The 25,594-nt window shown below is 43.0% G+C and carries 20 protein-coding genes and 1 pseudogene; 11 read left to right on the top strand and 10 right to left on the bottom strand.

The window, feature by feature from the left end; genetic code table 11:
* Positions 1-235: 235 nt before the first annotated feature.
* Complete coding sequence (locus BM329_RS09110) at positions 236-442, top strand: DUF1107 domain-containing protein (RefSeq protein ID WP_092551988.1); 207 nt, start codon at positions 236-238, stop codon at positions 440-442.
* 115 nt (positions 443-557) lie between these two features.
* On the opposite strand, the pseudogene BM329_RS09105 reads toward BM329_RS09110, so the two are convergent.
* Positions 558-743, bottom strand: a pseudogene (locus tag BM329_RS09105) (polyamine export protein PaeA); the annotation flags it as partial.
* Between the two features lie 34 nt (positions 744-777).
* Positions 778-1,425: a peptide-methionine (S)-S-oxide reductase MsrA gene (gene msrA / locus BM329_RS09100; protein ID WP_092551985.1), complete on the bottom strand. Its 648-nt coding sequence runs from the start codon at positions 1,423-1,425 to the stop codon at positions 778-780.
* Positions 1,426-1,565: 140 nt separating this feature from the next.
* Here msrA and tamA point away from each other — a divergent pair, with 140 nt between their 5' ends.
* The 3 genes from tamA to BM329_RS09085 are packed head-to-tail and all read left to right on the top strand — an operon-like array spanning position 1,566 to position 7,434.
* The gene (tamA, locus tag BM329_RS09095) at positions 1,566-3,308 is read left to right on the top strand and encodes an autotransporter assembly complex protein TamA (RefSeq protein WP_092551982.1); all 1,743 of its coding nucleotides are present in this window, start codon (positions 1,566-1,568) and stop codon (positions 3,306-3,308) included.
* The gene (gene tamB, locus BM329_RS09090) at positions 3,305-7,084 is read left to right on the top strand and encodes an autotransporter assembly complex protein TamB (protein ID WP_092551979.1); all 3,780 of its coding nucleotides are present in this window, start codon (positions 3,305-3,307) and stop codon (positions 7,082-7,084) included. Before tamA ends, tamB begins: the two co-directional genes overlap by 4 nt.
* Positions 7,085-7,086: 2 nt before the next feature.
* Entirely contained in the window at positions 7,087-7,434 is a 348-nt protein-coding gene (locus tag BM329_RS09085) for a gamma-glutamylcyclotransferase family protein (RefSeq protein WP_092551976.1), read from the top strand.
* 108 nt (positions 7,435-7,542) lie between these two features.
* Here the strand turns inward: BM329_RS09085 and ppa are convergent, their stop codons facing one another.
* The 4 genes from ppa to fbp all read right to left on the bottom strand — a co-directional run bounded on the left by ppa (position 7,543) and on the right by fbp (position 17,303).
* Entirely contained in the window at positions 7,543-8,073 is a 531-nt protein-coding gene (gene ppa / locus BM329_RS09080; RefSeq protein WP_092551973.1) for an inorganic diphosphatase, read from the bottom strand.
* Between the two features lie 117 nt (positions 8,074-8,190).
* Positions 8,191-11,652, bottom strand: coding sequence for an inverse autotransporter beta domain-containing protein (locus tag BM329_RS09075; protein ID WP_177216237.1), 3,462 nt, complete (start codon positions 11,650-11,652; stop codon positions 8,191-8,193).
* Between the two features lie 633 nt (positions 11,653-12,285).
* Complete coding sequence (locus BM329_RS09070) at positions 12,286-15,732, bottom strand: inverse autotransporter beta domain-containing protein (RefSeq protein WP_177216236.1); 3,447 nt, start codon at positions 15,730-15,732, stop codon at positions 12,286-12,288.
* Between the two features lie 566 nt (positions 15,733-16,298).
* On the bottom strand, positions 16,299-17,303 hold the full coding sequence (gene fbp / locus BM329_RS09065) for a class 1 fructose-bisphosphatase (protein WP_092551964.1): 1,005 nt from the start codon (positions 17,301-17,303) through the stop codon (positions 16,299-16,301).
* A gap of 172 nt (positions 17,304-17,475) precedes the next feature.
* Here fbp and mpl point away from each other — a divergent pair, with 172 nt between their 5' ends.
* Entirely contained in the window at positions 17,476-18,846 is a 1,371-nt protein-coding gene (mpl, locus tag BM329_RS09060) for a UDP-N-acetylmuramate:L-alanyl-gamma-D-glutamyl-meso-diaminopimelate ligase (protein ID WP_092551961.1), read from the top strand.
* A gap of 121 nt (positions 18,847-18,967) precedes the next feature.
* Here mpl and argR read toward each other — a convergent pair whose 3' ends face one another.
* On the bottom strand, positions 18,968-19,438 hold the full coding sequence (gene argR, locus BM329_RS09055) for a transcriptional regulator ArgR (protein WP_092551958.1): 471 nt from the start codon (positions 19,436-19,438) through the stop codon (positions 18,968-18,970).
* A gap of 102 nt (positions 19,439-19,540) precedes the next feature.
* A complete protein-coding gene (locus tag BM329_RS14715; RefSeq protein ID WP_177216235.1) occupies positions 19,541-19,678 on the bottom strand; it encodes a hypothetical protein in 138 nt (45 codons plus the stop codon).
* 393 nt (positions 19,679-20,071) lie between these two features.
* Between BM329_RS14715 and mdh the strand changes: the two genes are divergently transcribed.
* Positions 20,072-21,010 carry a malate dehydrogenase gene (gene mdh, locus BM329_RS09050; RefSeq protein WP_092551955.1) on the top strand — a complete coding sequence of 313 codons (939 nt, stop codon included), beginning with the start codon at positions 20,072-20,074 and terminating at the stop codon, positions 21,008-21,010.
* 112 nt (positions 21,011-21,122) lie between these two features.
* On the opposite strand, the gene BM329_RS09045 is transcribed toward mdh, so the two are convergent.
* Positions 21,123-21,389, bottom strand: a complete 267-nt coding sequence (locus BM329_RS09045; RefSeq protein WP_092551952.1) for a helix-turn-helix domain-containing protein — start codon at positions 21,387-21,389, stop codon at positions 21,123-21,125.
* Between the two features lie 187 nt (positions 21,390-21,576).
* On the opposite strand from BM329_RS09045, the gene BM329_RS09040 reads away from it, so the two are divergent.
* Together BM329_RS09040 and BM329_RS09035 are read left to right on the top strand one after the other, a co-directional pair.
* Positions 21,577-21,924 (top strand): DNA-binding protein, encoded by a 348-nt coding sequence (locus tag BM329_RS09040; RefSeq protein WP_092551949.1) that lies wholly within the window; start codon positions 21,577-21,579, stop codon positions 21,922-21,924.
* 76 nt (positions 21,925-22,000) lie between these two features.
* Positions 22,001-22,387 (top strand): DNA-binding protein, encoded by a 387-nt coding sequence (locus tag BM329_RS09035; RefSeq protein WP_092551946.1) that lies wholly within the window; start codon positions 22,001-22,003, stop codon positions 22,385-22,387.
* Positions 22,388-22,414: 27 nt separating this feature from the next.
* On the opposite strand, the gene ispB is transcribed toward BM329_RS09035, so the two are convergent.
* The gene (gene ispB / locus BM329_RS09030; RefSeq protein ID WP_092551943.1) at positions 22,415-23,389 is read right to left on the bottom strand and encodes an octaprenyl diphosphate synthase; all 975 of its coding nucleotides are present in this window, start codon (positions 23,387-23,389) and stop codon (positions 22,415-22,417) included.
* A 251-nt stretch (positions 23,390-23,640) separates the two neighbouring features.
* On the opposite strand from ispB, the gene rplU reads away from it, so the two are divergent.
* The 3 genes from rplU (at position 23,641) to cgtA (ending at position 25,534) form a co-directional block, all read left to right on the top strand.
* Positions 23,641-23,949: a 50S ribosomal protein L21 gene (rplU, locus tag BM329_RS09025; RefSeq protein ID WP_010845219.1), complete on the top strand. Its 309-nt coding sequence runs from the start codon at positions 23,641-23,643 to the stop codon at positions 23,947-23,949.
* Positions 23,950-23,969: 20 nt separating this feature from the next.
* Positions 23,970-24,227, top strand: a complete 258-nt coding sequence (rpmA, locus tag BM329_RS09020) for a 50S ribosomal protein L27 (RefSeq protein ID WP_092551940.1) — start codon at positions 23,970-23,972, stop codon at positions 24,225-24,227.
* Between the two features lie 131 nt (positions 24,228-24,358).
* On the top strand, positions 24,359-25,534 hold the full coding sequence (gene cgtA / locus BM329_RS09015) for an Obg family GTPase CgtA (RefSeq protein ID WP_092551937.1): 1,176 nt from the start codon (positions 24,359-24,361) through the stop codon (positions 25,532-25,534).
* Positions 25,535-25,594 lie beyond the last annotated feature (60 nt).

Raw genomic sequence — 25,594 nt, 5'->3', positions numbered from 1 at the left:
GCAACAATTTGGTAACATTTAGCGTGAAATATAAGCAAATCAGGGAGTGATAATCATTAATTATATTTTATTTCAACATGTTATGTGAGATTAGTGATTGAATCTTAGGGATCGGGGAACAAATTTCCATATATGTAGTCTATACATCTGACATGATAGTGATATATCTTCTGATTCACTGAGTAGTGATGCAGTAGAATGATACCGTAAGAAGCATGGGAGGAAAAAAACAGAGATGAAAATCTTTCACCATTATAACCCACAGAAAATTGCTCTCTACGTAAAAACCTTATTTCGTGGGCGTTTATATATCAAGGATATGGGCGCTTTTGAATTTAACTATGGGAAAATCTTACCACCGAAGATAAAAGATAAACGTCATTTTCATGTAATGAGCGAAGTCAATCAGCAAGTATTGCGCTTACAAACCGAAATGGGATAATTTTTCTGCAATAACCTATTTACTGATAAATATGTGCCATTATCGATAACATATTATTAGTATAATAAACGGCCTATTGGCCGTTTTTAGTTTAATTCTCTATGGTTACGCTTCTTCACGCTTCATACGACTGCTCAGTGCTGGATTGATTGATCTGTCCAGTAGTATCGACTATTTTCGTTACCAGCAATTGATCGATTTCAACCAGCCATGAATTTTCGTCACGCACAACAATTTGCTCTTCTTGCCCCTGACCAATTAAATCACCCATTAAGGTGGTCATGACATCATTATTAGTTAGCCCAATGCTTATAACATTGGGCTAACTAAATCGACTAGTTTTTGTGCGTTGGAGGGAAACAGATCCCAATACCACCTAATCCACAATATCCCTCAGGGTTTTTGTAGAGATACTGCTGATGATAATCTTCTGCAAAGTAGAATGGCCCTGCTTCGCGGATTTCTGTTGTGATAGTCCGTTTATCACCATTTTGCGCCATCGCTTGCTGAAATTGGTCGCGGCTGACCAATGCCTGTTCATTTTGTTGTGGTGAAATGGTGTAAAGGGCGGAACGGTATTGTGTACCGATATCACCATGCTGACGCATGCCTTGGGCAGGATCGTGATTTTCCCAGAACAGCGCCAGTAATTGGGTATAAGTGATTTTCGCCGGATCAAACACTATCCTGACCACTTCGGCATGTCCGGTTAAGCCAGTACAAACTTCTTCATAGTTTGGATTTGGCGTCGTGCCGCCACTGTAACCTACAGAGGTGGTATAGATGCCTTCTTGTTGCCAGAAAAGGCGCTCAACACCCCAGAAACATCCCATTCCGACATAGGCGATCTGCATATTTTCTGGAATGTTATCTATCGAATGCTGTGTGATGACATGATAGGGTGATACAGTTAATGCGGTAGCTCTGCCAGATAAGGTATTCTGCAGGGAAACATGTTGGCTTTCATTAGTTGAATTTGGCAAGATTCTCTCCTTGTTATTCACGGATTTTATGATTATGTGTTGCTTGTATATCTTTAAAACTTTACCAGAATTAATTTATTGCCGCATTTTTATATTGTTAGAATTTATCCTACCGATATAGATAAATATTAGGAGTTCGAGTGTCACGATATCCCCTCATATGTACTCTTTTTGTATCTATCGCAATTCCATCGGCTTATAGTGCAAATTTACGGTTGAAAGTAGAAGGACTTTCTGGCGAATTGGAAAAAAATGCCAGGGTACAACTTTCAAATATTAGTACCGAAGAAGTTTCCCCTGATGGTCGTTTTCGTGCTCGCGTAGAAAAAGCAATACGGCAGGGGCTTCGTCCATTGGGATATTATGATCCCACTGTTGAATTTACCTATCAGGAGAATACGCCGCCAGCCCGTCCTGTTTTGACTGCAAAGGTAACACTCGGTGATCCTGTGCGTGTCGTTAAAGTGAATGTTGATTTGGAAGGCGGCGCAAAAACAGATAAAGATTATGCTGCCCTGATTAAAAAAAATATGCCGAAAGAAAAAGAAATTCTTAATCATGGCGAATATGAAAGTTTTAAGGGTGCATTGACGAATCTGGCTGTCAAAAAGGGATATTTTGACGCGGCGGTGAAGAAAAGTGAATTGGGGGTATCAAAAGAGCTGCATGAGTCCATTTGGGATTTTGATTTTGACAGCGGGCACCGTTATCGTTTCGGCTCTGTGCAATTCCGCGGTTCGCAAATTCGAGAATCCTATTTGGATAACCTTGTTCCCTTTAAATCGGGGGAATATTACTCTTCAGAACAATTGGCTGAATTTAATCGGCGTTTGGTGGATACCGGATGGTTTAATTCTGCGGTTGTCGTACCTGATTTCAAAGCAGGACGTGAGAATAAGGATAAGTTGCTACCATTGAATGCTTCTTTAGTTCCTCGTTCTGCTAACTATGTTGAATTGGGTGGCGGCTATGCAACAGATATCGGTCCCCGAGTTCAGGTCAAATGGAAAAAGCCATGGCTCAATTCCCGTGGGCATAGTCTGAGTTCCAGTATTAATGTCTCTTCACGAGAGCAATTCATTAATGCTTCTTACAAAATGCCGCTTAAAGTCAATCCACTCGAGGAATATTACGAACTGCAAACGGGTTATAAGCGAAAAGATATTAACGATACAATCTTAGATACAGCAACACTGAACCTTGTTCGTAATTGGGATCTTTCTACTGGTTGGCAATACGGTGTCAATCTTCGCTGGAGCCTCAGCCACTTTACACAAGCTAATACGACAAACACTACAATGCTGCTTTATCCGGGGGCAAATATCAGCCGTATTCGCCAGCGTGGTGGCACCATGCCTTATTGGGGAGATAGCCAGCGTTATTCGATTGATATTTCGGATACGACGTGGCGATCCAATGTGGATTTTCTCGTATTGCAGGCTCATCATGTCTGGGTCAGAACTTATCAGGAGAACCACCGTTTTGTAGTGCGCGCGGATTTAGGCTGGATAGAAACTAATAATTTCAATCAGGTACCACCTGACCTTCGTTTCTTTGCTGGGGGCGATCGCAGCATTCGGGGTTATAAGTACCAGACCGTTTCACCAAAAGACAGTAAAGGTAAATTAGTCGGGGCATCAAAGCTGGCAGTTGGTTCGTTGGAATATCAATATAATATTTATGGAAATTGGTGGAGTGCCTTGTTTATAGATTCGGGTGAAGCGGTGGACGATATTAAAAGGAGTAATTTTAAAGTAGGTGCGGGTATTGGTGTGCGTTGGGCTTCACCTGTTGGGCCGATAAAATTTGATTTGGCGACTCCAGTCAGGGATCGAAATAGTCATAATGTTGAATTTTATATCGGTTTAGGGACTGAATTATGAAGTGGGTAAAAAGGATCAGTATTGTTTTCCTGCTGATTGTGAGCTTGGTACTGATGACAATTGTGGGATTAGTTTGCACGCAAACGGGCCTGCATTTTATGATTAACAGTGCGGCACGTTGGATTCCTGGGTTGGATATTGCCAGTGTTAGTGGAGACTGGCGCGATTTAACGCTAAGAGGCGTGAAATATCAGATGCCGGGAGTCAATGTCAGTGCTGATAATTTACATCTCTCATTACAACTTTCTTGCTTGAAGCATAGTCATGTGTGTGTCAATGCACTGACGACTGAAGGAGTTGCTGTTTCAGTGAATACAGCTGAACTTCCATCTTCAGAACCTTCTCCTCAATCAGAACCACTGACTGAATTAAAAACACCGTATCCTATCTCACTGGATCTGCTTTCTTTGAAAAATATCCACGTCAAAATAGATGATATCGTCATTGATTTAGATGAATTTAAATCTGGTGCCCAATGGCGGGAAAAACAGCTGATATTAAAACCAACGGAAATCCGTCATTTGTTGGTTGCATTGCCAAAGACACCACCTGAGCCTGAGCAAAAAATCACAGCGCAGGCCGACCCTGATAAATCATTGGGTGAAACGTTGAAAGCGTTGTTTGCTAAGCCTCTTTTGTCTGAATTGCCTTATGTCCCTATTCCCCTTGATATCACTGTAGAAAGTATTCATGGTAATCAGCTTCGTCTGACTGGTGATACTGATGTCACTGTGCATGATTTGCGGTTGCAAGCTCATAATCAAGGGCAGCAAGTTGATGTAAAAACCTTGAGCGTACAAGCGCAGGAAGGTTTACTGGCGGTACAGGGAGCAGTAAAACTCGCCGAACAGTGGCCAGTCAAACTGGTAATGAAAGGTCATGTTGATAATTTAAATAATGTAAATCTGGATAAGCTGAAAGGGCAGGAGATTGATTTAACACTGAATGGGTCTTTGTTGCAGCAGCTTGATCTCGCATTACATCTTTCCGGGCCACTTGCCGCCAGTTTAGATGCTAAGGTCGGATTAGCAAAAGCAGGTTTGCCTATTCGTCTTACTTTGCAAAGTAAACAACTTCAATGGCCATTAAAAGGTAAACCAGAATACCAGTTTAATAGTGTTAAATTACGCCTGAATGGTGAAGCCAGCCGTTATGATCTTTCTCTTCGTTCTGATATTAAGGGTAATGATATTCCTCCTGCATCGCTGATGTTGGATGCAAAAGGGAATGAAGAATTGCTCAGACTAACCCGCTTGCGTCTGATTGCACTACAGGGCAAAGCGGATATCACAGGTGTTGTTGATTGGAGTAAAGCGATTAGCTGGAATGCCCAATTAGTTCTGGATGGCATTGATACAGCTAAACAGTGGCCGGAATGGCCCGCCAAAATGGACGGTAAAATAGCAATACGCGGTAGCCTGTATGGTGGAAGCTGGCAGCTCCGGATCCCTGAAATTACCCTTGATGGTAATGTGAAACAGAATGTAGTGAAAGCGCATGGAAAGGCATCGGGTAATGCGGCTGGGCAGTGGGATATTCCGCAATTCGATTTAGTGTTTGGCCGCAATACGCTAAATGTTCAGGGACAGCTTACAAATGAAGTCTGGAAACTGGATGGAGAAATTAATGCGCCTCAGTTGAATGGGCTATTACCGGGATTGGCTGGCCTGATTACTGGCAATGTCAAATTACGCGGCAATATGAAAGTTCCGCAAATCGCGGTGGATTTGAGCGCTCGTGGGGTACGCTGGCAGGACGAGCTACGGGTGGATAGCGCTAAGATTAAGGGAGATATACGCTCAGCGGAACAAATTCAAGGGCAGCTATCAGTTGTTGTTCGCCAATTAAAACAAGCGAATTTAACCATCAATAATTTGGTGCTTGATGCCAAAGGCACAGAAAAGCAGCATGACTTGCAATTGAAAATTGAGGGGAATCCGGTGTCAGGCCAGTTGGTGCTCAATGGTAGCTTTGACCGTCAACAGGAACGCTGGAAAGGCAGTATCAACAATACTTACTTTGATACACCTGTCGGTGAGTGGCGTTTAAGCAAGGCGATATCCATTGATTATCTGAACTTACAACAAAAAGTTACACTCGGAACTCACTGCTGGCTCAACCCAAATGCCCGGCTTTGTATCGTAAAACCGATTGAAGCGGGAAGTCACGGTCATGCACAAATTGCTCTTGAACGATTTGATTTAGCTATGTTCCAGCCATTCATTGATAAAAGTACTCAACTTAAGGGCATATTCAGTGGTAACGCTGATGTCAAATGGACAGCAGACCAAAGTTTGCCACAAGCAAAAGTTGCATTGCAAGGGAGTGGCGTTCGAATCCGTCAGGTTGTAGAAGGCATTGCGTTACCGATTGATTTTGAAATGCTCACTTTGAATGCAGGGCTGGAAAATGGCAAAGCAAACCTGGCATGGTTATTCAAATTGGCTGGGAATGGTCAGGTGAATGGTAATGTTCAGGTAGCTGATTTAGAAAATAGCCGTAAATTATCAGGTAATGTAGATCTCCAAAATCTTTCCTTGAATTTGATTAAACCTATTTTGGGGAAAGGTGAAAAAGTGAAAGGGGGAATGAATGCAAATTTGCGCCTCGGAGGTAACGTCAAAAATCCACTGTTATTTGGTTTACTAAAAGCAGATAACCTGCAAATAAGCAGTCATTGGTTGCCATTTGATATCTCTCAAGGTCAGTTAGTTGCCCATTTTGATGGGGTTCAGTCTGATTTGAATGGGATGATTAAAACCCCCAAAGGGCAATTAAATCTTAATGGTCGTGCTGATTGGCGTAATTTGGATGCGTGGTATGCCAGAATAGCAGCTAATGGTGATAAATTACGTATCACTGTCCCGCCAATGGTAAAAATTGATGTTAGTCCTGAGTTGGTGCTGGAAGCGACACCAAATTTACTGAAACTCGACGGTAATGTGGATATTCCGTGGGCACGTATTACGGTACAGGAATTGCCAGAGTCAGCAGTAAGTGTTTCTTCTGATGAAGTTATGCTGGATAAAAATTTGCACCCGATAGAGAAGAAAAAATCATCTATTCAGATTCAAAGTAACTTAAATATTCATATTGGTGATGATGTCCATTTGAGTGCTTTCGGTTTGACGGCGCAGCTAAAAGGGATTTTGAAAGTTCTTCAGGATCAACAAGGATTAGAGCTGAATGGTCAAATTGACATTCCAGAAGGGCGTTTTAATGCTTACGGGCAAGATTTGCAGGTACGCAGAGGAACAATTATTTTCTCCGGCCCGCCGGATCAGCCACTGTTGAACATTGAAGCTATCCGTAATCCAGAATCAACGGCGAATGGTGTTATCGCGGGTGTCAGAGTGACAGGATTGGCGGATAAACCCAAAGTAGAAGTTTTCTCTGATCCTGCCAAATCACAGCAGGAAGCATTGTCTTACCTTTTGCATGGGCAAGGTTTAGAAAAAAAGGGGGACTCTGACAACTCTCAGATGGCAGCTATGCTGATAGGCTTAGGAGTGGCCCAGAGTGGTCAGCTGGTGGGTAAAATCGGGGAAACTTTTGGTGTCTCTGATTTGGCTTTAGATACTCAAGGTGTTGGTGATAAATCTCAGGTTGTTGTTAGTGGTAGAATAACCAAAGACTTACAAGTGAAGTATGGTGTAGGTATTTTTGATTCTTTGGCAACCCTGACTTTACGTTACCGGGTTATGCCAAGATTGTATCTGGAGGCAGTATCTGGTATTGATCAAGCTTTAGATTTGCTCTATGAGTTTGAGTTTTAAAAATGCGAGTGATTGTTTATGGCAGCCTGAGGCGCAAACAAGCTAATCATCACTGGATGACAGATGCTCAACTGTTAGGAGAACACAGTTTAGAAGGTTATGAAATTTATGACCTTGGGCATTATCCGGCGGTGATCCGTGGCGAAGGGATAATTGAATGTGAAGTATATCGCATTACGCCATCTATTCTGACTGAGCTGGATGATTTGAAAAAAAATGCTCAGGAATATCGAAGGGAACTTATTGAAACACCTTATGGTAAAGCATGGATTTATCTATATAAATTGTCTGTTGGAGGTCTGTGTCGGATAACAAGCGGCGATTGGCTTAAACGCCACGGAGAAGAATAAAATCAGCGATTTGTTGTTTGTCAATAAAATCAAGCATCAAACAAAAACCTCTGCTCTTATAAAGGACAGAGGTTTTTTTGATTTAAAACCCGCTGTTATCCATCAGGATTATTTTTTTGCAGCGCGTTCGAAAGAGGACATAATTTCAGCTTTAGCTGCTGCGGCATTATCCCAGCCGTCAACTTTAACCCACTTGCCTTTTTCCAGGTCTTTATAATGCTCGAAGAAGTGAGTGATTTGAGCGCGCAGCAGTTCTGGCAGATCGTCCACATCTTTGATGTGATCGTACTCTTTGCTCAGTTTAGTATGAGGAACAGCAACCAATTTTGCGTCTTCGCCAGATTCATCGGTCATTTTCAGAACACCAACTGGACGGCAACGAATAACTGAACCTGGTTGCAATGGATATGGCGTTGGAACCAATACATCAACAGGGTCACCGTCAAGGGACAGGGTGTTGTTGATATAGCCGTAGTTACATGGATAGAACATTGCTGTGGACATGAAACGGTCTACAAACAGGGCGCCGGATTCTTTGTCTACTTCGTACTTGATCGGATCAGCGTTAGCTGGGATCTCAATGATGACATAGATATCTTCAGGCAGTTCTTTACCTGCTGGTACGTTGTTCAGGCTCATAAAAGGGTTCCTTCAATTTCAAACCAAAATGGAGTGCGGGGTATTATAGCCAAAACAGGTTTAAAGTCCTTGGATTTTTGACCAACTTGTCGGTACTAAAAAACACAGCCCCAATCATTATTGAGACTGTGCTTCTCTTTCTTCATCCTTACCAAACGGGGAAAATTTGCTTGATTTAGAAAGTTTACATATTAATCTTCCCTGAGTGGCTCGTTTCCTTTCTTCATCTATTTCCAAAGTGTATAATTCCCTTCTGCTATAATCAAATGCCTTATAACTCTTAGATACTGAGTCCCAGAGCTTAAGGAGTGTATGGTCATTGCTAGATGTATCGGGGAAAATAACAAAGTCTGGGAAATGCTCTTTGTCATACTCACGATCGAATGAGTTTTCGGTAAGAAGAGCGTCAGTCGCGCCAATGTCTGATGTTGACACACTTATCACCGTACTAGTTGAATGACCATAAATGTACTGAGACCTAAGATTGAAGCAAGCTGGACCGCCGATAATGTCGATTTCATCAGAAAATGTTGGGGTAAATATATACTGTTGGGGGTTGAAAGTATAAACGTAGGCCGACTTTTCGCCTGTTTCTTCATTTGTTACCCGAGCTGTAACGGTTGTCGTTCCTTTTTCTCGTATGTTGAAGGTTTCAACAGGGAATGTTATCTGACCTTCGTCATTTACTTTCACCATATTTTCATTAGAAGACTTAAATTCGACTTTATGCGAGTTATCCTTACCCGAAATTATCTTGTTGTCATCCGGTGTTAGCAGCGTCACTATTAGGTTCTTATGGACGTTGTGAGGCTTCTCCTGTTGCTGGAAGTCCTTCGTAGAGGAGGTGCCTTTTGTATTCATCCGTATATGTGCTAATTGTGGTTGAGGTTCAATCTCCACAGAAACGGATTTCTCCTTATCTGCACTTAAAGTTGCCGTGATAATTACGTTCTTAACCCCTTTTGTACTTGTCAAAAAGGCAGTCAAATAACCCTGTTCATCTGTGGTTTGATCCTCAGGAACGCGGAGCTTAACATCGTTAGGAAATTTATTGTCTTTTATACCCCATGTTACACCTGAAATGCTTTGGTTTGGCATGGCACTACCATTGTTAGTATTATCAACGAGTTGCACCTTAAAGGGATACTCTGTTTTTCCATCACCTATCATTGTCCCGGTTGGTGGAATAATATTCCCGTCGAGTGAAGCGTCCAGATTGCTGGGGGCGATAAATATGAAAGGATCAGATTCGACCTGATCTCCTCCATTAACAGACAATCCGACTTTAGCATTTTTTATCGCTCGGGTGCTGGTTAAAGTAGCTTGGATCTTGCCATTCTGGTCTGTTGTGAAAGTTCCTTCTGCTGGATCAATCTTGAACCCTGCTAGTTTTTCAGGCATTGCGAACCACTGTACGTTCACTTTTTTCCCTTGCCTAAGATCATTATCATTTTCGTCGGTTAATTGCGCATATACAGTGATCTTGTGACTTGCCGTTGCTGCGTAAGGTTGTTGGGGTGGATTAAACGTAATATCTTTGATCTTAACTGGTTGATTGGCATCATCCTCAAAACTAACTTTTGTAAACTCATGACTCGGACCATCCTTAATAGAAAGTGTTACGGTGATCTCCTGGGCTTTGGTACTGTGCAAGCTCGCAATCAATTGCCCCTGATCGTTGGTGGTGCCGTTGGTGATATCTTTTAGTGTCACACTATCGTTGGGCGTTGTAGTCCAAGAGGCTTGAATCTTTTCTTTCCGCAGTGGATTCCCTTTTTGGTCCAATATCGTGGCCTTAAAGGTATAAATATCTTCTGCGTGATGGATTGAGAGTGGGCCTGTAGGTTCAACTAACTGCGTGGTGATCTGGTATCTGGAATTTACACTCGTAAAAGTGAGTCGTTTGTCACCTGTTATCTCCATTTTTGGCATACCATCCATTTCCAGATAAACCTTGGTATTATTTGAGAGCGGCTCTGTACTGACTAACGTTGCGGTTAATTGACCTTGGTCATTAGTTGTTCCTGATTTATCCCAACTTAATTCTGCCTTGGGGTTTTCTGGCTCAATGCTCCATTTTACGTCCGGTATAGCTCTGGCTCTGATAGAGTCGTTATTCTTATTGCCATAGGTGATGGTTGCAGCCAGATGATAAGGAGACTTGCCATCAGCAAGCACGGGGTCTGTTCCATCTGATGTAATGCTCTGGGCTTTAATGACAAAAGGTTCAACGTCAATATTCATTTGAGCTGTCTTGGATTTACCACCTTCTTCTTCAGCGGTAGCAGACAGGGTATATCTGTTTATTCCGTTGTTAACATATTTCGGCAATACTAATTCAGCTTGTTCATCTTGGTTACCACGGTCTAAGAGAATTCCTTTGTTTTCATAGAATCTTTTATCGGCTTGCCAATTAACCTTCTTCAGTGGTTTGCTGGAGAGAATTTTGGCGCTAGTTATAACGGTTTGGCTACTGTACCCGCTTAAGGTATCTGGCAGGGTAATGGCTAACTCCGGCTTTTTCTTGTAGTCCAGTACGATGTTGTTATTTCTTTCTACCAGATCATAACGGCTGCCGGCCAGTGTGCGCATGGACGCCACGCTGTCAGGAGCTATCTGGACGCTGAAAGGCGTGCCGAAACGGTAGTTCAGGTTAGCCTGAAAGAGGGTTTCGCTGTGTCCGCTTCCCCCGAACTTATAATCGACACCCATGGTCACCAGCGGAATAGGGGTATAACTCAGGCCCAGTCTGGCCAGGCTGGGGTTTTTCTGAGTGGAATCCCGATTGAACAGGGCGACGTTATCACCGAAGTACTGCTCATAACTTAATTTGCTGCCCAGATTCGGATAGGCGGGCAAGAAGAATTCACTGTTGAGGTCAAAGCCGTTGGCCGGGCGTTCTTCGTAGTCCTTGTCGTGGAGTGCATCATGCCATTTGCTTAAGCGCCAATAGGTATTGGCCGACAGCTTGACGTAATCCGTCCAGGCTTCTCCGCCCAGCCCCAACCGTTTGTTATTCCCGGTGACATCATGGTCAAAGAATGTGTTGAGACCATACATCCAGCCGGGGGTAAAATAACGGCCGCCAAACCCGAGGTTGACCGTGTGGCGGCTGTCTTTATTGCGATAACCCAGTTGGGAGAAAAACAGCCAGTCTGCGTTATTGTCGTAGAGGGGGACCAGCAGGTCTAAGGCACCGTTATCGAGCTTTCCCTTTCTGTCAAAGGCAAAATTAATTCTGGCGGTGCCGAACTGGGCCAGCCATTTTTGGGTTTCTGTGGCTATCGTATTATTGACTTTCCCCAGAGCGTAGGATTTAGCCTGTTCAGCCAACTGGGTGGGGGAGGATGAGAGCAGGTTGCTGACCCGCATCACATTTTGGGCAATGACCCCGGCGTTATCATCGTGCACATTCTTGGTGCTATTTTCATTCCCCGCTTGCTGTAACCCTGTTCTTTCTGTTTTATTTCCGTCAATTCTTTCACTTACCGAAAAAGCACTCATCGGCGTAAAAGGTAAAAAGAGGGAATACGCGAGAACAGATAGCCGGAAAATTTTATGATTAAAATACGAGTCCATATATGAATACCTCATACAATATGGGCTGTTGCCAGCGCTTCAGAATGATACCTTTGATGTTTAAAGTTACTGGATATAGGAAAATATCCATGAATATTAAAGAGAATCATATTCCCCACACCTACATACATTAGGAAAGTTTTTATTGTTCTGCGTAATGAATAATTGTTATCAGCTGATAACCCAGAGTGTTTGGTTGATTAAAAGTGATGATGGTTATTTTCAGCAGAAAATAGTATTTATAATAATGCACAGTGGATCTGACAAATATATAGGGTTTCTCTATTTAATGTTCTCGGAAAAATTAAAAGAGGCGATATTTCGCCTCTTTTAATTTAGGTTTGAAAATAGTTTTCTTACCGTTTCACAGCCCCTTAATATCCCTTATTTCTCTAAATAGTCTATACCTGTCGTCTTTCAAGTTGCAGCTTTGTTGGCTGCGCTCACTCACTCCGGTCACATAGTTAGCTATGCTCTTGGGGGGCCATTCCCTTGCCGTCGCGCCGCATCTTGAAATCCATTGGGTATATTCATAATAGTGATATATTCAATTTATGAAGATCCTTACTCCTCGCGTAGCGAGGAGTAAGGAGGCCATCTACAATTTTGACTTGCTATTTAGTCCTAATTATATTATTCATCCCTGTAACATAACAACACACCTTCATCATCATCGTTGGAAGAAATAACTTGTCTTGTGTCAATATCGTAAAAAGCAAAACCGTCTACAGTTTTGATTTTAATTTTACGTGTTGTGTCGTTCCTAAGAGGGGCAATTCCAAGGTTCTTGAAGTCATTGTTAAAATCGTAATTATATGAGGTATTCGGAACTGCGGCTCCAGATTCTATAATATCTGTCCCTAAGACCAGCGTTTTGGCCTTGAAAGGGGAAGAGTTGTCGGCAGGAAGGTCTTCGCATGTCATATCGTCCTTAAGTTTAGCGTACCTCAGAGCCTTGTCAGAGGTTTTTGGAGGATAGACATATCTTTGAGGGTTGAGTGTATAAGAATATAGCTCTTTTCTACCTGTTTCCTTATCTGTGTAAATTTTTGAAAATGTTATAGGCCCTGGGCTAAAATACTTAGTGTTGAAGCGCATATTATCGTACGCATCCCTATATATTACACTTTCTTTATCGCTGGGATAAACTGTTGTTAGCCAATCGCCCCTACTGCTTGTTGGATACTTACCACCCTTCGAATACCCCAGATATTCGTTTTTACCGTCTATCGTTTGCATCAACTCAAGATAAACATCTTCATGCACATAGCGGATTCCTTCTGGTTGTGAACTTGGAATAACTTTTTGTACTCCACTGTTATAATCGGCTTTTACGAAAAGCCCTACTGATTTTTGTGCTTCAGGCAGGAACTGCACAACAGGTTCTGATTGTTTCTCAGTATCTCCTAAGGATACAGATACTGTAACGTTATCATAACCCTCTTTACTTTTCAGTTTAGCGGTTAAATAACCTTCATTATTGGTGGTTGAATTATCAGTCACATCAAGTGTAAAGTCGCCCAGCGCTTTTTCTGGCTTATTCACTTTCCATTTTACGTCAGAAATGCTTTGGTTTTTCAATGCATTGCCGGATTTTTTTTCAATAACTTTTACTTTATAAATGAACTCATCTTTTTCATTTCCCCGTATTGGCTTGGATGATAAAGGCTCAACTTTTCCTTCTAGTACAGCCCCTAAATCCTGTGAATTAGGTGCAACAAAATTGAATTCTTCAGATTCGAGCAAAGGCCCATCATCAACTGATAAAATGATTTTCGCACCTTCGATACTTCGCGTACTGGAAATAAGCGCATGAGCTTTACCTCCCGCGTCTGGGGTGTTATCAGTTTCCTTGATAGTAAATTCTGCCAATTTTGGTTCCAGTGACCATTTCAACTTCAATGGCTTATTATTATTGAGAGCTTTTCCTCCCTGAGTTAGGTGGGCAGTCACTTTATATTCTTTATCTGATATGGCGGTTAAATGATTTTTTTCATCCGTACCATCAATAGTAAATGTGACCTCAATGTCACTTTTGACAAACTCGACCTCATTAAATGATGCTTTAGCACCCTTCTCAAGGGAAAGTGTAACCCTGATCTTCTGCGGGGTGTTACTACGCAGGGTTGCCGTAAGCACGCCGTGGGCATTAGTCTTGTAATTATCAATCGACTTTATTTCTACCTCTTTATTACTATTATCTTGCAGGGAAATCGCCTGCCATTTGGCATTGACTTTCTGATCCTGTAGCGGGTTCCCGTTTTTATCTAATATCTTGGCCGTAAAGATATACACATTATTGACATCATTAGTGGTAAGCGTGCCATCTGGTTTAACCTGAGTATCGGTAATCTGATACTCATCGTACATATTGACAAAATTGAGGAGGGAGTCCGTGTCGTTTATCAACTCTTTCGGCATACCGGCGATAGACAGATAGACTTTTGTCTTCGGGTCAAGTGGTGTTGTACTCCCCAGAGTGGCAGTTAATTGACCCTGCTCATTGAGCGGTTGGCTGTCATTCCAGTGTAATCTGGCATCATCATTTGGTGGATCAAGGGTCCATTTCACATCTGGGATCATCGTATCCTTCTTGAGCGGTTTATTATTTTTATCGCCGTAAGTGACGGTTGCCAACAGATCATAAGCCGGGCTACCATCCGCTACGGCAGCGCCTTTTCCACGAGCCTTGATGCTTTTCTCTTTGATGACAAAAGGTTCAACAATCACTTTCATGTGCGCGGTTTTCGGTTTACCGTGTTCCCCTTCTGCAGTGACAGCCAGATCATAGTTGTTGAGTCCGGCGGATCCGTCTTTGGCATACTTATAGACAGGCAGTAAGATTGAGGTCTCTTTCGCGGTTTCATCAGCAATGGCCCCGCCATTGGCCTTGAACTGTTGGCTGAATGACCAGCGAATATTTTTTACGGGCTTTGAGGAGGTGACCATCGCGGTGAGCGGAATGTTCTGAGTCCCGTACCCGCTTAGGGTATTTGGCAGGTCCACGGTCAGGTCTGATTTTTGCCGATAATCCAGCACGATATTGTTATTTCTTTCCACCAGATCATAACGGCTGCCGGCCAGTGTGCGCATGGACGCCACGCTGTCAGGAGCTATCTGGACGCTGAAAGGCGTGCCGAAACGGTAGTTCAGGTTAGCCTGAAAGAGGGTTTCGCTGTGTCCGCTTCCCCCGAACTTATAATCGACGCCCATGGTCACTAGCGGAATAGGGGTATAACTCAGGCCCAGTCTGGCCAGGCTGGGGTTTTTCTGAGTGGAATCCCGATTGAACAGGGCGACGTTATCACCGAAGTACTGCTCATAACTTAATTTGCTGCCCAGATTCGGATAGGCGGGCAAGAAGAATTCACTGTTGAGGTCAAAGCCGTTGGCCGGGCGTTCTTCGTAGTCCTTGTCGTGGAGTGCATCATGCCATTTGCTTAAGCGCCAATAGGTATTGGCCGACAGCTTGACGTAATCCGTCCAGGCTTCTCCGCCCAGCCCCAACCGTTTGTTATTCCCGGTGACATCATGGTCAAAGAATGTGTTGAGACCATACATCCAGCCGGGGGTAAAATAACGGCCGCCAAACCCGAGGTTGACCGTGTGGCGGCTGTCTTTATTGCGATAACCCAGTTGGGAGAAAAACAGCCAGTCTGCGTTATTGTCGTAGAGGGGGACCAGCAGGTCTAAGGCACCGTTATCGAGCTTTCCCTTTCTGTCAAAGGCAAAATTAATTCTGGCGGTGCCGAACTGGGCCAGCCATTTTTGGGTTTCTGTGGCTATCGTATTATTGACTTTCCCCAGAGCGTAGGATTTAGCCTGTTCAGCCAACTGGGTGGGGGAGGATGAGAGCAGGTTGCTGACCCGCATCACATTTTGGGCAATGACCCCGGCGTTATCATCGTGCACATTCTTGGTGCTATTTTCATTCCCCGCTTGCTGTAACCCTGTTCTTTCTGTTTTATTTCCGTCAATTCTTTCACTTACCGAAAAAGCACTCATCGGCGTAAAAGGTAAAAAGAGGGAATACGCGAGAACAGATAGCCGGAAAATTTTATGATTAAAATACGAGTCCATATATGAATACCTCATACAATATGGGCTGTTGCCAGCGTTTCAGAATTGATACCTTTGATGTTTAAGGTTACTGGATATAGGGAAATATCCATGAATATAAAAAGAATAATATTTCCCACACCTACATACATTAGGAAAGTTTTTATTGTTCTGCGTAATGAATAATTGTTATCAGCTGATAACCCAGAGTGTTTGGTTGATTAAAAGTGATGATGGTTATTTTCAGCAGAAAATAGTATTTACGATATTACGGTGGAGTCCGCAAAAATACTAAGGATACTCTCTAATTATAATGAGATGTTGACTGTGAGGTGTTGTGTCATAAGTGTTGTGTCATAAATGCAGAAAATAACGCGGAAGCTAAAATGGGTATTAATATTCAAGGGAACATTAAAAGAGGTAAAATATCGCCTCTTTTAATTTGTCGCTTAATATACACTTCGTCTTTCAAACTGCCTCTTTGTTGGCTGCGCTCGCTCACCCCGGTCACATAGTTATCTATGCTCCCGGGGATTTGCTCTCTTGCCGTCGCGATGCAACTTGAAATCCATTGTGTATAAAACCGCTTATTCGTCTGGGAACTCAGCCATGAAACTTTCTGCTTTTTCCACCATTGATCTTGTACCTACAAAGAAAGGGACACGCTGGTGCAGTTCGCTGGGTACGATATCCAGAATGCGGTTTGTGCCATCACTGGCTTTTCCACCTGCTTGTTCAGCCAAGAATGCAATTGGGTTGCATTCGTATAGTAGGCGTAGTTTGCCTGTTGGATGGTTTGCTGTGCTCGGATAAATATAGATACCTCCTTTCAGCAAGTTGCGATGGAAATCAGCAACCAGAGAACCGATGTAGCGGGTAGTGTAAGGGCGTTGAGTCTCTTCATCCTGTTCCTGACAATATTTGATGTACTTTTTCACACCCAACGGGAATTTGATGTAGTTTCCTTCGTTGATAGAGTACATATTGCCTTTTTCTGGGAATTGGACTTTTTCATGAGTCAGGCAGAAAACGCCAAGAGAAGGATCGTAAGTGAAAGTATGAACACCGCAACCTGTGGTGTACACCAGCATGGTGGATGAACCATAAACCACATAACCGGCTGCAACCTGACGATCCCCCGGTTGCAGAAAATCTTCTTCGGTTACAGGTTGCCCGATTGGTGTAATTCGGTGATAAATAGAGAAAATAGTCCCAACGGAAACGTTTACATCAATATTCGAAGAACCATCCAGTGGATCCATCAAAACAACATATTTTGCAGTTTCTGCACGATCGCCATCGAAAATAACGATCTCATCTTCTTCCTCGGAGGCAATACCAGCAACTTCACCGCGTGCTTTCAGCGCTGCTTTGAGTTTTTCATTGGCGTACAGGTCCAGTTTCATCTGAACTTCACCTTGGACATTGGATACGCCACTTGTACCTAAAATATCAACCAAGCCAGCTTTGTTGATGTCTCGATGAATAATTTTGGCCCCTAATTTGATGGCAGACAGCAGTGCGGTTAGTTCACCTGTAGCATGAGGAAAGTCTTGCTGTTTTTCGACGATGAATTCGCCTAATGTTTTCATGACAAAGGCCTTGAATTTGATTGTGGTTTTAGGAAGCGTGCTTCACTTTCGTGTTGCACTCATGCGCGGGCAGTTTAGCTAAAGAATCAAATGATTCATAGGTTATTGCATTTCTAATATCTGATTTGATGGTTAGAATAGTGATACAGTTCATGATATCGGATAGAAATAAATGCGTATTCATATTCTTGGCATTTGCGGTACTTTCATGGGAGGGTTAGCGATCCTCGCTCGTTCACTGGGCCATGAAGTCACTGGCGCTGATGCCAATGTGTATCCACCAATGAGCACTTTACTGGAAAAACAGGGCATTGAGCTGATTCAAGGATACGATCCTGCACAACTCGATCTTGTGCCCGATATTGTGATCATCGGTAATGCAATGACACGCGGCAACCCCTGTGTGGAAGCTGTTCTGGATCGTGGAATTCCTTACACCTCTGGTCCACAGTGGCTGCATGATCACGTATTGCCGGAGCGTTGGGTATTAGCAGTGGCCGGCACTCACGGGAAAACAACAACGGCGGGTATGCTTACATGGATTCTGGAAGCCTGTGATTATAAACCGGGATTCTTGATTGGCGGTGTGCCGGGGAATTTTACTGTTTCAGCGCAAATCGGTGAAAGTCCGTTTTTTGTCGTTGAAGCGGATGAATATGACAGTGCTTTTTTTGATAAGCGTTCGAAATTTGTTCATTACAGTCCACGTACACTGATCATGAACAACCTTGAGTTTGATCACGCAGATATTTTCGAAAATCTGGCCGCCATTCAAAAACAATTCCATCACCTTGTCAGAGTTGTGCCAAGCTCAGGTAAAATCATTGTTCCCGATAATGATAGCAATCTGAAGCATGTTCTCTCTATGGGATGCTGGAGTGAGCAGGACCAGCTCGGTGACGGCGGAAACTGGCAGGCAAAGAAACTCAGTCAGGATAGTAGCAACTACCAAGTATTCCATCATGGTGAATGGGTAGGTGAAGTTAATTGGTCATTAGTGGGTGAACACAATATGCACAATGGATTGATAGCGATTGCGGCAGCCCACCATATTGGCATTCAGCCTGCGGATGCCTGTCAGGCATTGGATCGCTTTATCAATGCCCGTCGTCGCCTTGAATTGCGTGGTAAAGTCAATGGTATCTCGGTTTATGACGATTTTGCTCATCACCCAACAGCTATTTTAGCGACACTGGAAGCGTTGCGAAGTAAAGTTGGTGGAATGACGCGTATTCTGGCCGTGCTGGAGCCGCGTTCTAATACCATGAAAATGGGAATGAGCAAAAATGATATTGCACCTTCAATGGGGCGTGCTGATGAAGTTTTCCTCTATCAGCCAGCCAATATGCCGTGGCAGGTTATTGAAATTGCAGAACAGTGTATTCAGCCCGCTCGCTGGAGTGCGGATATTGATACTTTGGTTCGGATGATTGTCGAAACGGCAAAACCGGAGGATCATATCCTTATTATGAGCAACGGCGGATTTGATGGTATCCACGAGAAATTACTGGCTGAGTTAGCTAAGAAAGCAGATACAGTTTAATTGAAAGATCTTCGGAGTAAGGGGGGCGCACTGATTGGGCGATCCTCTCTTCATCTAAATATATTCAGTGTGTGTCTGCCGCATACATTAATTAGCTTTCTTGGTATACGGCAGAGATAGATTAAAGTTCCTGCTCAAATAGATTGAGGATCGCCTCATAGAGCTGCTTTGTCGTAAAGTTTTGGGCTGGCGTGGTAAAAATAGTGTCATCACCCGCAATGCTGCCAAGAATTCCTTCAGCTTTACCCAATGAATCCAACAGGCGTGCAATTAGCTGTGCTGCACCCGGGCTTGTGCGTGTAACCACAACACTATGATTATAATCGACATCTAATACCAGATTCTTTAGCGGACTGGTAGTTGTGGGTACACCTAATTCTGCTGGCAGACAGTAGACCGTTTCCATTTTTGCATTACGGGTTCGCACGGCACCAAATTTTGTCAGCATCCGGGAAACTTTAGATTGGTTGATATTTTCAAACCCCTCTTCCTGAAGTGCTGAAACAATTTCACCTTGAGAGCTGAATTTTTCTTCTTTCAATAATGCCTTGAAAGCTTTTACCAAATCGTTCTGTTTCGAAGGAACACGCATATTTCACCATCGTTAAATCCGTTATAAGACTGACATTATGCAAAAGAGTGAATTTTCATTCAAGAAAGAGAAGGGAAAACCAAGATATATACACAATGGATTTCAAGTTGCATCGCGACGGCAAGAGAGCAAATCCACGGGAACATAGATAACTATGTGACCGGGGTGAGCGAGCGCAGCCAACAAAGCTGCAACTTGAAAGACGACGGGTATAGAGCCTAATTGTATATTCTTTCCCATATTACCTTATTTATAATCAGGGTATTGAACATTTTATTTTTGCTTATTTTCATTTTTATAGAGTGAGCATGGTAAATGTATTGTTAATTAAATGGTGTTGTTTGATGCGGAAGGAGAGTGTAAGGTGATCGGTCTATTAATTAATAGAAAATTATCAAAAAAGTGCCCGTTATCTCATTAACAGATAAACCTTTTGTCTAGAATAAAACAACTATTATGTTCCATCCGCAGGTCATTAGGTGGATAATTTAGCTGTTAACAGATTGTTTTAATACGTAGTGATGAGTGGAGGAGAGTCTTCCTTATCATTATTGTAATGATGGGTAAAATGAAAGCGCTCTCTTAACCAGACAAGTTTAAGTTTTTTACAGCACTATTTTAAGGAGTATCAGGATGAAAGTTGCAGTTCTCGGGGCAGCCGGTGGCATTGGTCAGGCACTTGCTCTTCTACTCAAGACCCAACTTCCTTCAGGTTCAGAACTTTCCTTGTATGATATTGCTCCGGTGACCCCGGGTGTGGCAGCCGATCTGAGTCATATCCCAACGGAAGTTAAAGTCACTGGTTTTGCTGGTGAAGATGCAACCCCCGCACTGGCAGGTGCAGATGTGGTATTGATTTCTGCGGGTGTCGCTCGTAAGCCTGGTATGGATCGTTCCGACCTATTTAATATCAATGCAGGGATCATTCGTAATCTGGTACAGCAGATTGCCAAAACTTGTCCAAAGGCATTAATCGGAATTATTACTAACCCTGTCAACACCACTGTGGCGATTGCGGCTGAGGTTCTGAAAAAAGAAGGTGTTTACGATAAAAACCGTCTGTTCGGTGTAACAACTCTGGATATTATCCGTTCCAACACTTTTATTGCTGAATTGAAAGGCAAAAAACCAGAAGAGCTGGAAGTTCCAGTTATCGGTGGGCACTCAGGTGTGACTATTTTGCCTCTGCTGTCTCAAATTCCTGATGTTAGCTTCACTGACGAAGAAATTGAAGCATTGACCAAACGTATCCAGAATGCGGGAACTGAAGTGGTTGAAGCAAAAGCGGGTGGCGGATCTGCAACTCTGTCTATGGGACAGGCTGCTGCACGCATGGGGCTGTCTATGATCCGTGCATTGCAAGGCGAAAGCAATGTTATCGAATGCAGCTATGTTGAGGGTGATGGCAAATATGCGCGTTTCTTTGCTCAACCAGTTCGCTTGGGTAAAAATGGTATTGAAGAACATTTAGATATTGGCAAGCTGAGCGATTTTGAACAGAAATCATTAGATAACATGCTGGAAGTTTTGAATACAGATATCAAATTAGGCGAAAAATTTATTAATGATTAATTTATTTAATTTGTAATTTATTAATATACAAATTAATTTAAATATATTAGTTAACTGAAACCGCTAGTTTAAAAATAACTAGCGGTTTTTCTATGAATAATTAAATTAATAGTTAATTATTCTTTTTATCTCGAACTTTTCTTTCTAATAGTTCTCCTGTATTGCGATCGAAATAACGACTTGGCCATATTTCAGACGGATGCAATTCTAAGTAATTTGCTATTATCCATTCTCCCTTGGGCCATGGGCGAGAAAGTGTATTCGCCAAAGTTGATGAACTTAGCCCCGCTTCACGAGAAACGGCTGCCAGAGTCGTTCCACGTTTACGTAAAGCGGCAATAATATCAGCAGGATGCCAATCCGATTTCATAGAAATCATTTTTTTAATCCTTTCCTATTAAATTTGAAGCCACATTAGTGGTATAACTAAAGCGTTAGTGTGAAATTAATAACGAACACGAATCTGTTATTAAGAAAATAAAATAACATTATTTTTTCTAAAAATATTTCTAATTTTTTCTTAATAACTTCTTTTTTGAACTTGGTTACAAAAATAGAGAAACATTATGAAAAAAGAGTGGTATACGGCAATGGAGTTGACCGGTGTAGGCGAGTTACCTAGATCACCACAAGGAGTTAATGCCAAAGCAAAACGTGAAGAATGGTTGAGGCAAAAACGAACAGGTGTTCAAGGCAGAGCAATTGAATATCACTATTCTTGTTTTCCTGAATCAACATTATCTTCTCTCGAACTTAATGAAACATCACCAGAATATCAGGTTCAGAAACAAGATCCTTTATCCATTTGGGTAAGCGCATTTAATTTACTCACTGAAGAAGAAAAGGAGGTAATAACCGACGTGATATTACGAGATGGTATAAGAAGTTTTTTGGAAAAAATTATAGCTACCTGAGGCTGTTTTTGAAAAAGCCAAATGTTTAAAATTTGGCTTTATCTTCACTGCCCTGGTACAACGCGAGGAAAAAGAGATGAAAAAAGAATGGTATTCTGCAAAGGAACTCATCGGCCTCGCAGGGCTGCCATCATCTCCTCAGGGAGTGAATCTGATGGCAAGACGCGAGGGCTGGGAACAACGCCGTAAGCGTGGAGTGCAGGGAAAAGCTCTCGAATACAATGTCAACAGTTTGCCCGAAGAAGTTTTAAGTATACTGACTGTCAGTGAAAACTCGGTCGAGTATTATCGGAACAAGCGACAGGATCCGTTTATGATTTGGGTGGAAGCTTATTATCAGCTGACCAAGTCTGAAAGAGAACGGATAGTTAAGTTTATTTTGAGAAAAGGATTGGCTGGCCTTGTTCAATTTGTCGGCATTCAAGAGATTGATAGTACAGCTAAAGACAGTATCCCAGATTGAACAACCAGGGATACTGATTGAATCAGCTCAAGAAAGTCGCTGTACGGCGACATGGGCTAATCCCACAAGAGCCGCCTTATACGGAGAGTCATCAAGTACTTGTAATACTGAAATAGCCTTATCTGCTTCTTCCTCAGCCCGTTGGCGAGTATATTTGAGTGAATCACACTGTTTCATTGTTGCGAGTACAGTATCCAGCAAATGGCGGCCATTTCCTTGTTTAATAGCATTACGTATCACTAAAGATTGCTCTGGTGTTCCATGATTCATGGCGTGCAGTAGGGGCAATGTTGGTTTGCCTTCATTCAGGTCGTCTCCCGTATTCTTACCGAGCGTGCTGTTATCTGAATCGTAATCCAGCAGGTCATCGATTAATTGGAATGCGGTGCCAAGATAACGGCCATAATCACGTAGCGCCATTTCTTGCTCAGACGTTGCGTTAGCCAGAATGGCGGCAGAATGCGCAGCAACTTCAAACAGACGGGCGGTTTTACTATAAATAACGCGCATATAGTCATCTTCTGAGATATCAGGATTATTACAGTTCATTAACTGCATCACCTCGCCTTCAGCAATGACATTGGTAGCATTAGACATCAATTTCAATACACGCATGGAATCAAGGTCGGTCATCATCTGAAATGAGCGCGTATAGATAAAATCTCCCACGAGGACACTGGCTGCGTTGCCATAAATGGCGTTGGCCGTTGCCTTGCCGCGTCGCATGTCAGATTCATCAACGACATCATCATGCAGCAATGTCGCGGTATGAATAAACTCAATCAGGGCCGCAACTTTGATGTGTTTTTCATCTTCTTCGCAATGAAGCGCTTTACCAGTCAGTACTGCAATCATTGGGCGAATTCGTTTGCCTCCGCCGCTGATAATGTAGTAACCAAGTTGGTTGATCAGCGCAACATCAGAATTTAATTGGTCAAGAATGGTGTCATTGACCGCTGCCATATCATCTGTAGTAAGTTTTATTATCGATTCTAAATTCATGTTTTGGCTTTGGACTCTGATTCAGAGCTGTGCTCATTAATTAGCGTATTAACAGATATTACGATGTATCGGCCGCACTTGTAAAACAGCTCAAATAAATGGCAATCGAAAAAGTCCATTTTTTTCTCATCTGTTCTAATTCTGCACTTGTCTTCCAAGCGGTTTTTGCGTAGAATTCGCGCCCTATTGTGAATATTTTATAGCGCACTCTGGAAAGCATTTTTAGGGGGGGCGCGGAAAGCGGAGTTTATATGTACGCAGTTTTCCAAAGTGGTGGTAAACAACACCGAGTAAGCGAAGGTCAGACTATTCGCTTGGAAAAGCTGGACATCGCAACAGGTGAAACTGTTGAGTTTGACCAGGTGCTGATGGTCGCTAATGGTGAAGACATCAAAATCGGTGCTCCAGTAGTTGAAGGCGTTAAAATTAAAGCTGAAGTTGTTGCGCATGGCCGTGGCGAGAAAATTAAAATCGTTAAATTTCGTCGTCGTAAACACAGCCGTAAACAACAGGGCCACCGTCAGTGGTTCACTGATGTTAAAATCACTGGCATTGCTTAAGATTTTAGGAGAGCAGATAAATGGCACACAAAAAGGCTGGCGGCTCGACTCGTAACGGTCGCGATTCTGAAAGCAAACGTCTGGGTGTAAAACGTTTTGGTGGTGAGTCTGTTTTGGCAGGCAGCATCATCGTTCGTCAACGTGGTACTAAGTTCCACGCAGGCAACAACGTAGGTTGTGGCCGTGATCACACCCTGTTCGCATTAGCTAACGGAAAAATTAAATTCGAAATTAAAGGTCCAAAAAACCGTAAATTCATCAGCATTGAAGCTGAATAAGTTTTTTGAATTTTAATCGGATCGGAAGCCCTGCAATGTGTGTTGCGGGGCTTTTTATTATTCTGGATTACGCCATCTCTGGGTACTAGCTGCCATCCAGCTTTACAGTGGCTATCCTACGGAGAAAGATTATGAAATTTGTAGATGAGGCCAGAATACTGGTTGTAGCGGGAGATGGTGGCAATGGTTGCGTCAGCTTCCGTCGTGAGAAATATATTCCAAAAGGTGGGCCGGACGGCGGAGATGGGGGTGACGGCGGAGATGTCTATCTACTGGCTGATGAAAACCTCAATACGCTGATTGACTACCGTTTTGAAAAATCCTTCCGCGCTGAGCGTGGTCAAAATGGACAAAGCCGCGATTGCACTGGTAAACGCGGTCAGGATATTACCATCAAGGTTCCGGTCGGAACGCGTGTACGTGACGTTGCCACAGGCGAAGTTCTCGGAGATATGTTGCGCCATGAACAACGTTTTATGGTTGCAAAAGGGGGGTTCCACGGCCTTGGTAACACCCGATTTAAATCTTCTGTGAATCGTGCTCCTCGCCAAAGAACAATGGGAACACCGGGAGAAAGCCGCGAGCTGATGCTGGAGCTGATGTTGCTGGCAGATGTAGGTATGCTGGGAATGCCAAATGCGGGGAAATCCACCTTTATCCGGGCCGTTTCAGCAGCAAAACCTAAAGTAGCCGATTATCCATTTACAACATTGGTGCCAAGCCTTGGTGTTGTGCGCATGGATAACGAGCAAAGCTTTGTGGTCGCAGATATCCCTGGTTTGATTGAAGGAGCATCAGACGGTGCTGGTTTAGGCATTCGCTTCCTGAAGCACCTGGAGCGTTGCCGTGTATTGTTACATTTGATTGATCTCTGCCCGATCGATGAATCTGATCCGGTTGAAAATGCCCGAATTATCATCAAAGAGCTACACAAATACAGTGAAAAACTGGCAGAAAAACCGCGTTGGTTGGTATTCAATAAAGTTGATCTGACCGATCCAGAAGAAGCTAAACAGCTAGCCAAAACTATTGCTGATGAACTTGGTTGGGAAGGCGACTATTACATGATTTCAGCAGTGAACCGTCAGGGTGTGAAAGCGCTTTGCTGGGACATTATGGAGTTCATGAATATGCAGCCCCGTAGTGTGGAAGCGACGGAAGAAGTTAAACCTGAAAAAGTTGAGTTCATGTGGGATGACTATCATCAGGAACAGTTGCAGAAATCATCCTCGTCTGATGATGATTTGGATGATGATGGCTGGGATGAAGAAGACGATGAAGGCATTGAGTTTATTTATAAACACTAGTCGGTATAGAAACCCAACATGATAAAAGGGCGCTATTTTTTAGCGCCTTTTTTTTCGTTA

The organism is Xenorhabdus koppenhoeferi (assembly GCF_900116635.1).
Taxonomy (GTDB): Bacteria; Pseudomonadota; Gammaproteobacteria; order Enterobacterales; family Enterobacteriaceae; genus Xenorhabdus; species Xenorhabdus koppenhoeferi.
Note: the sequence above shows the minus strand (reverse complement) of the source record. Positions and strands in the feature narration are given on the sequence as shown.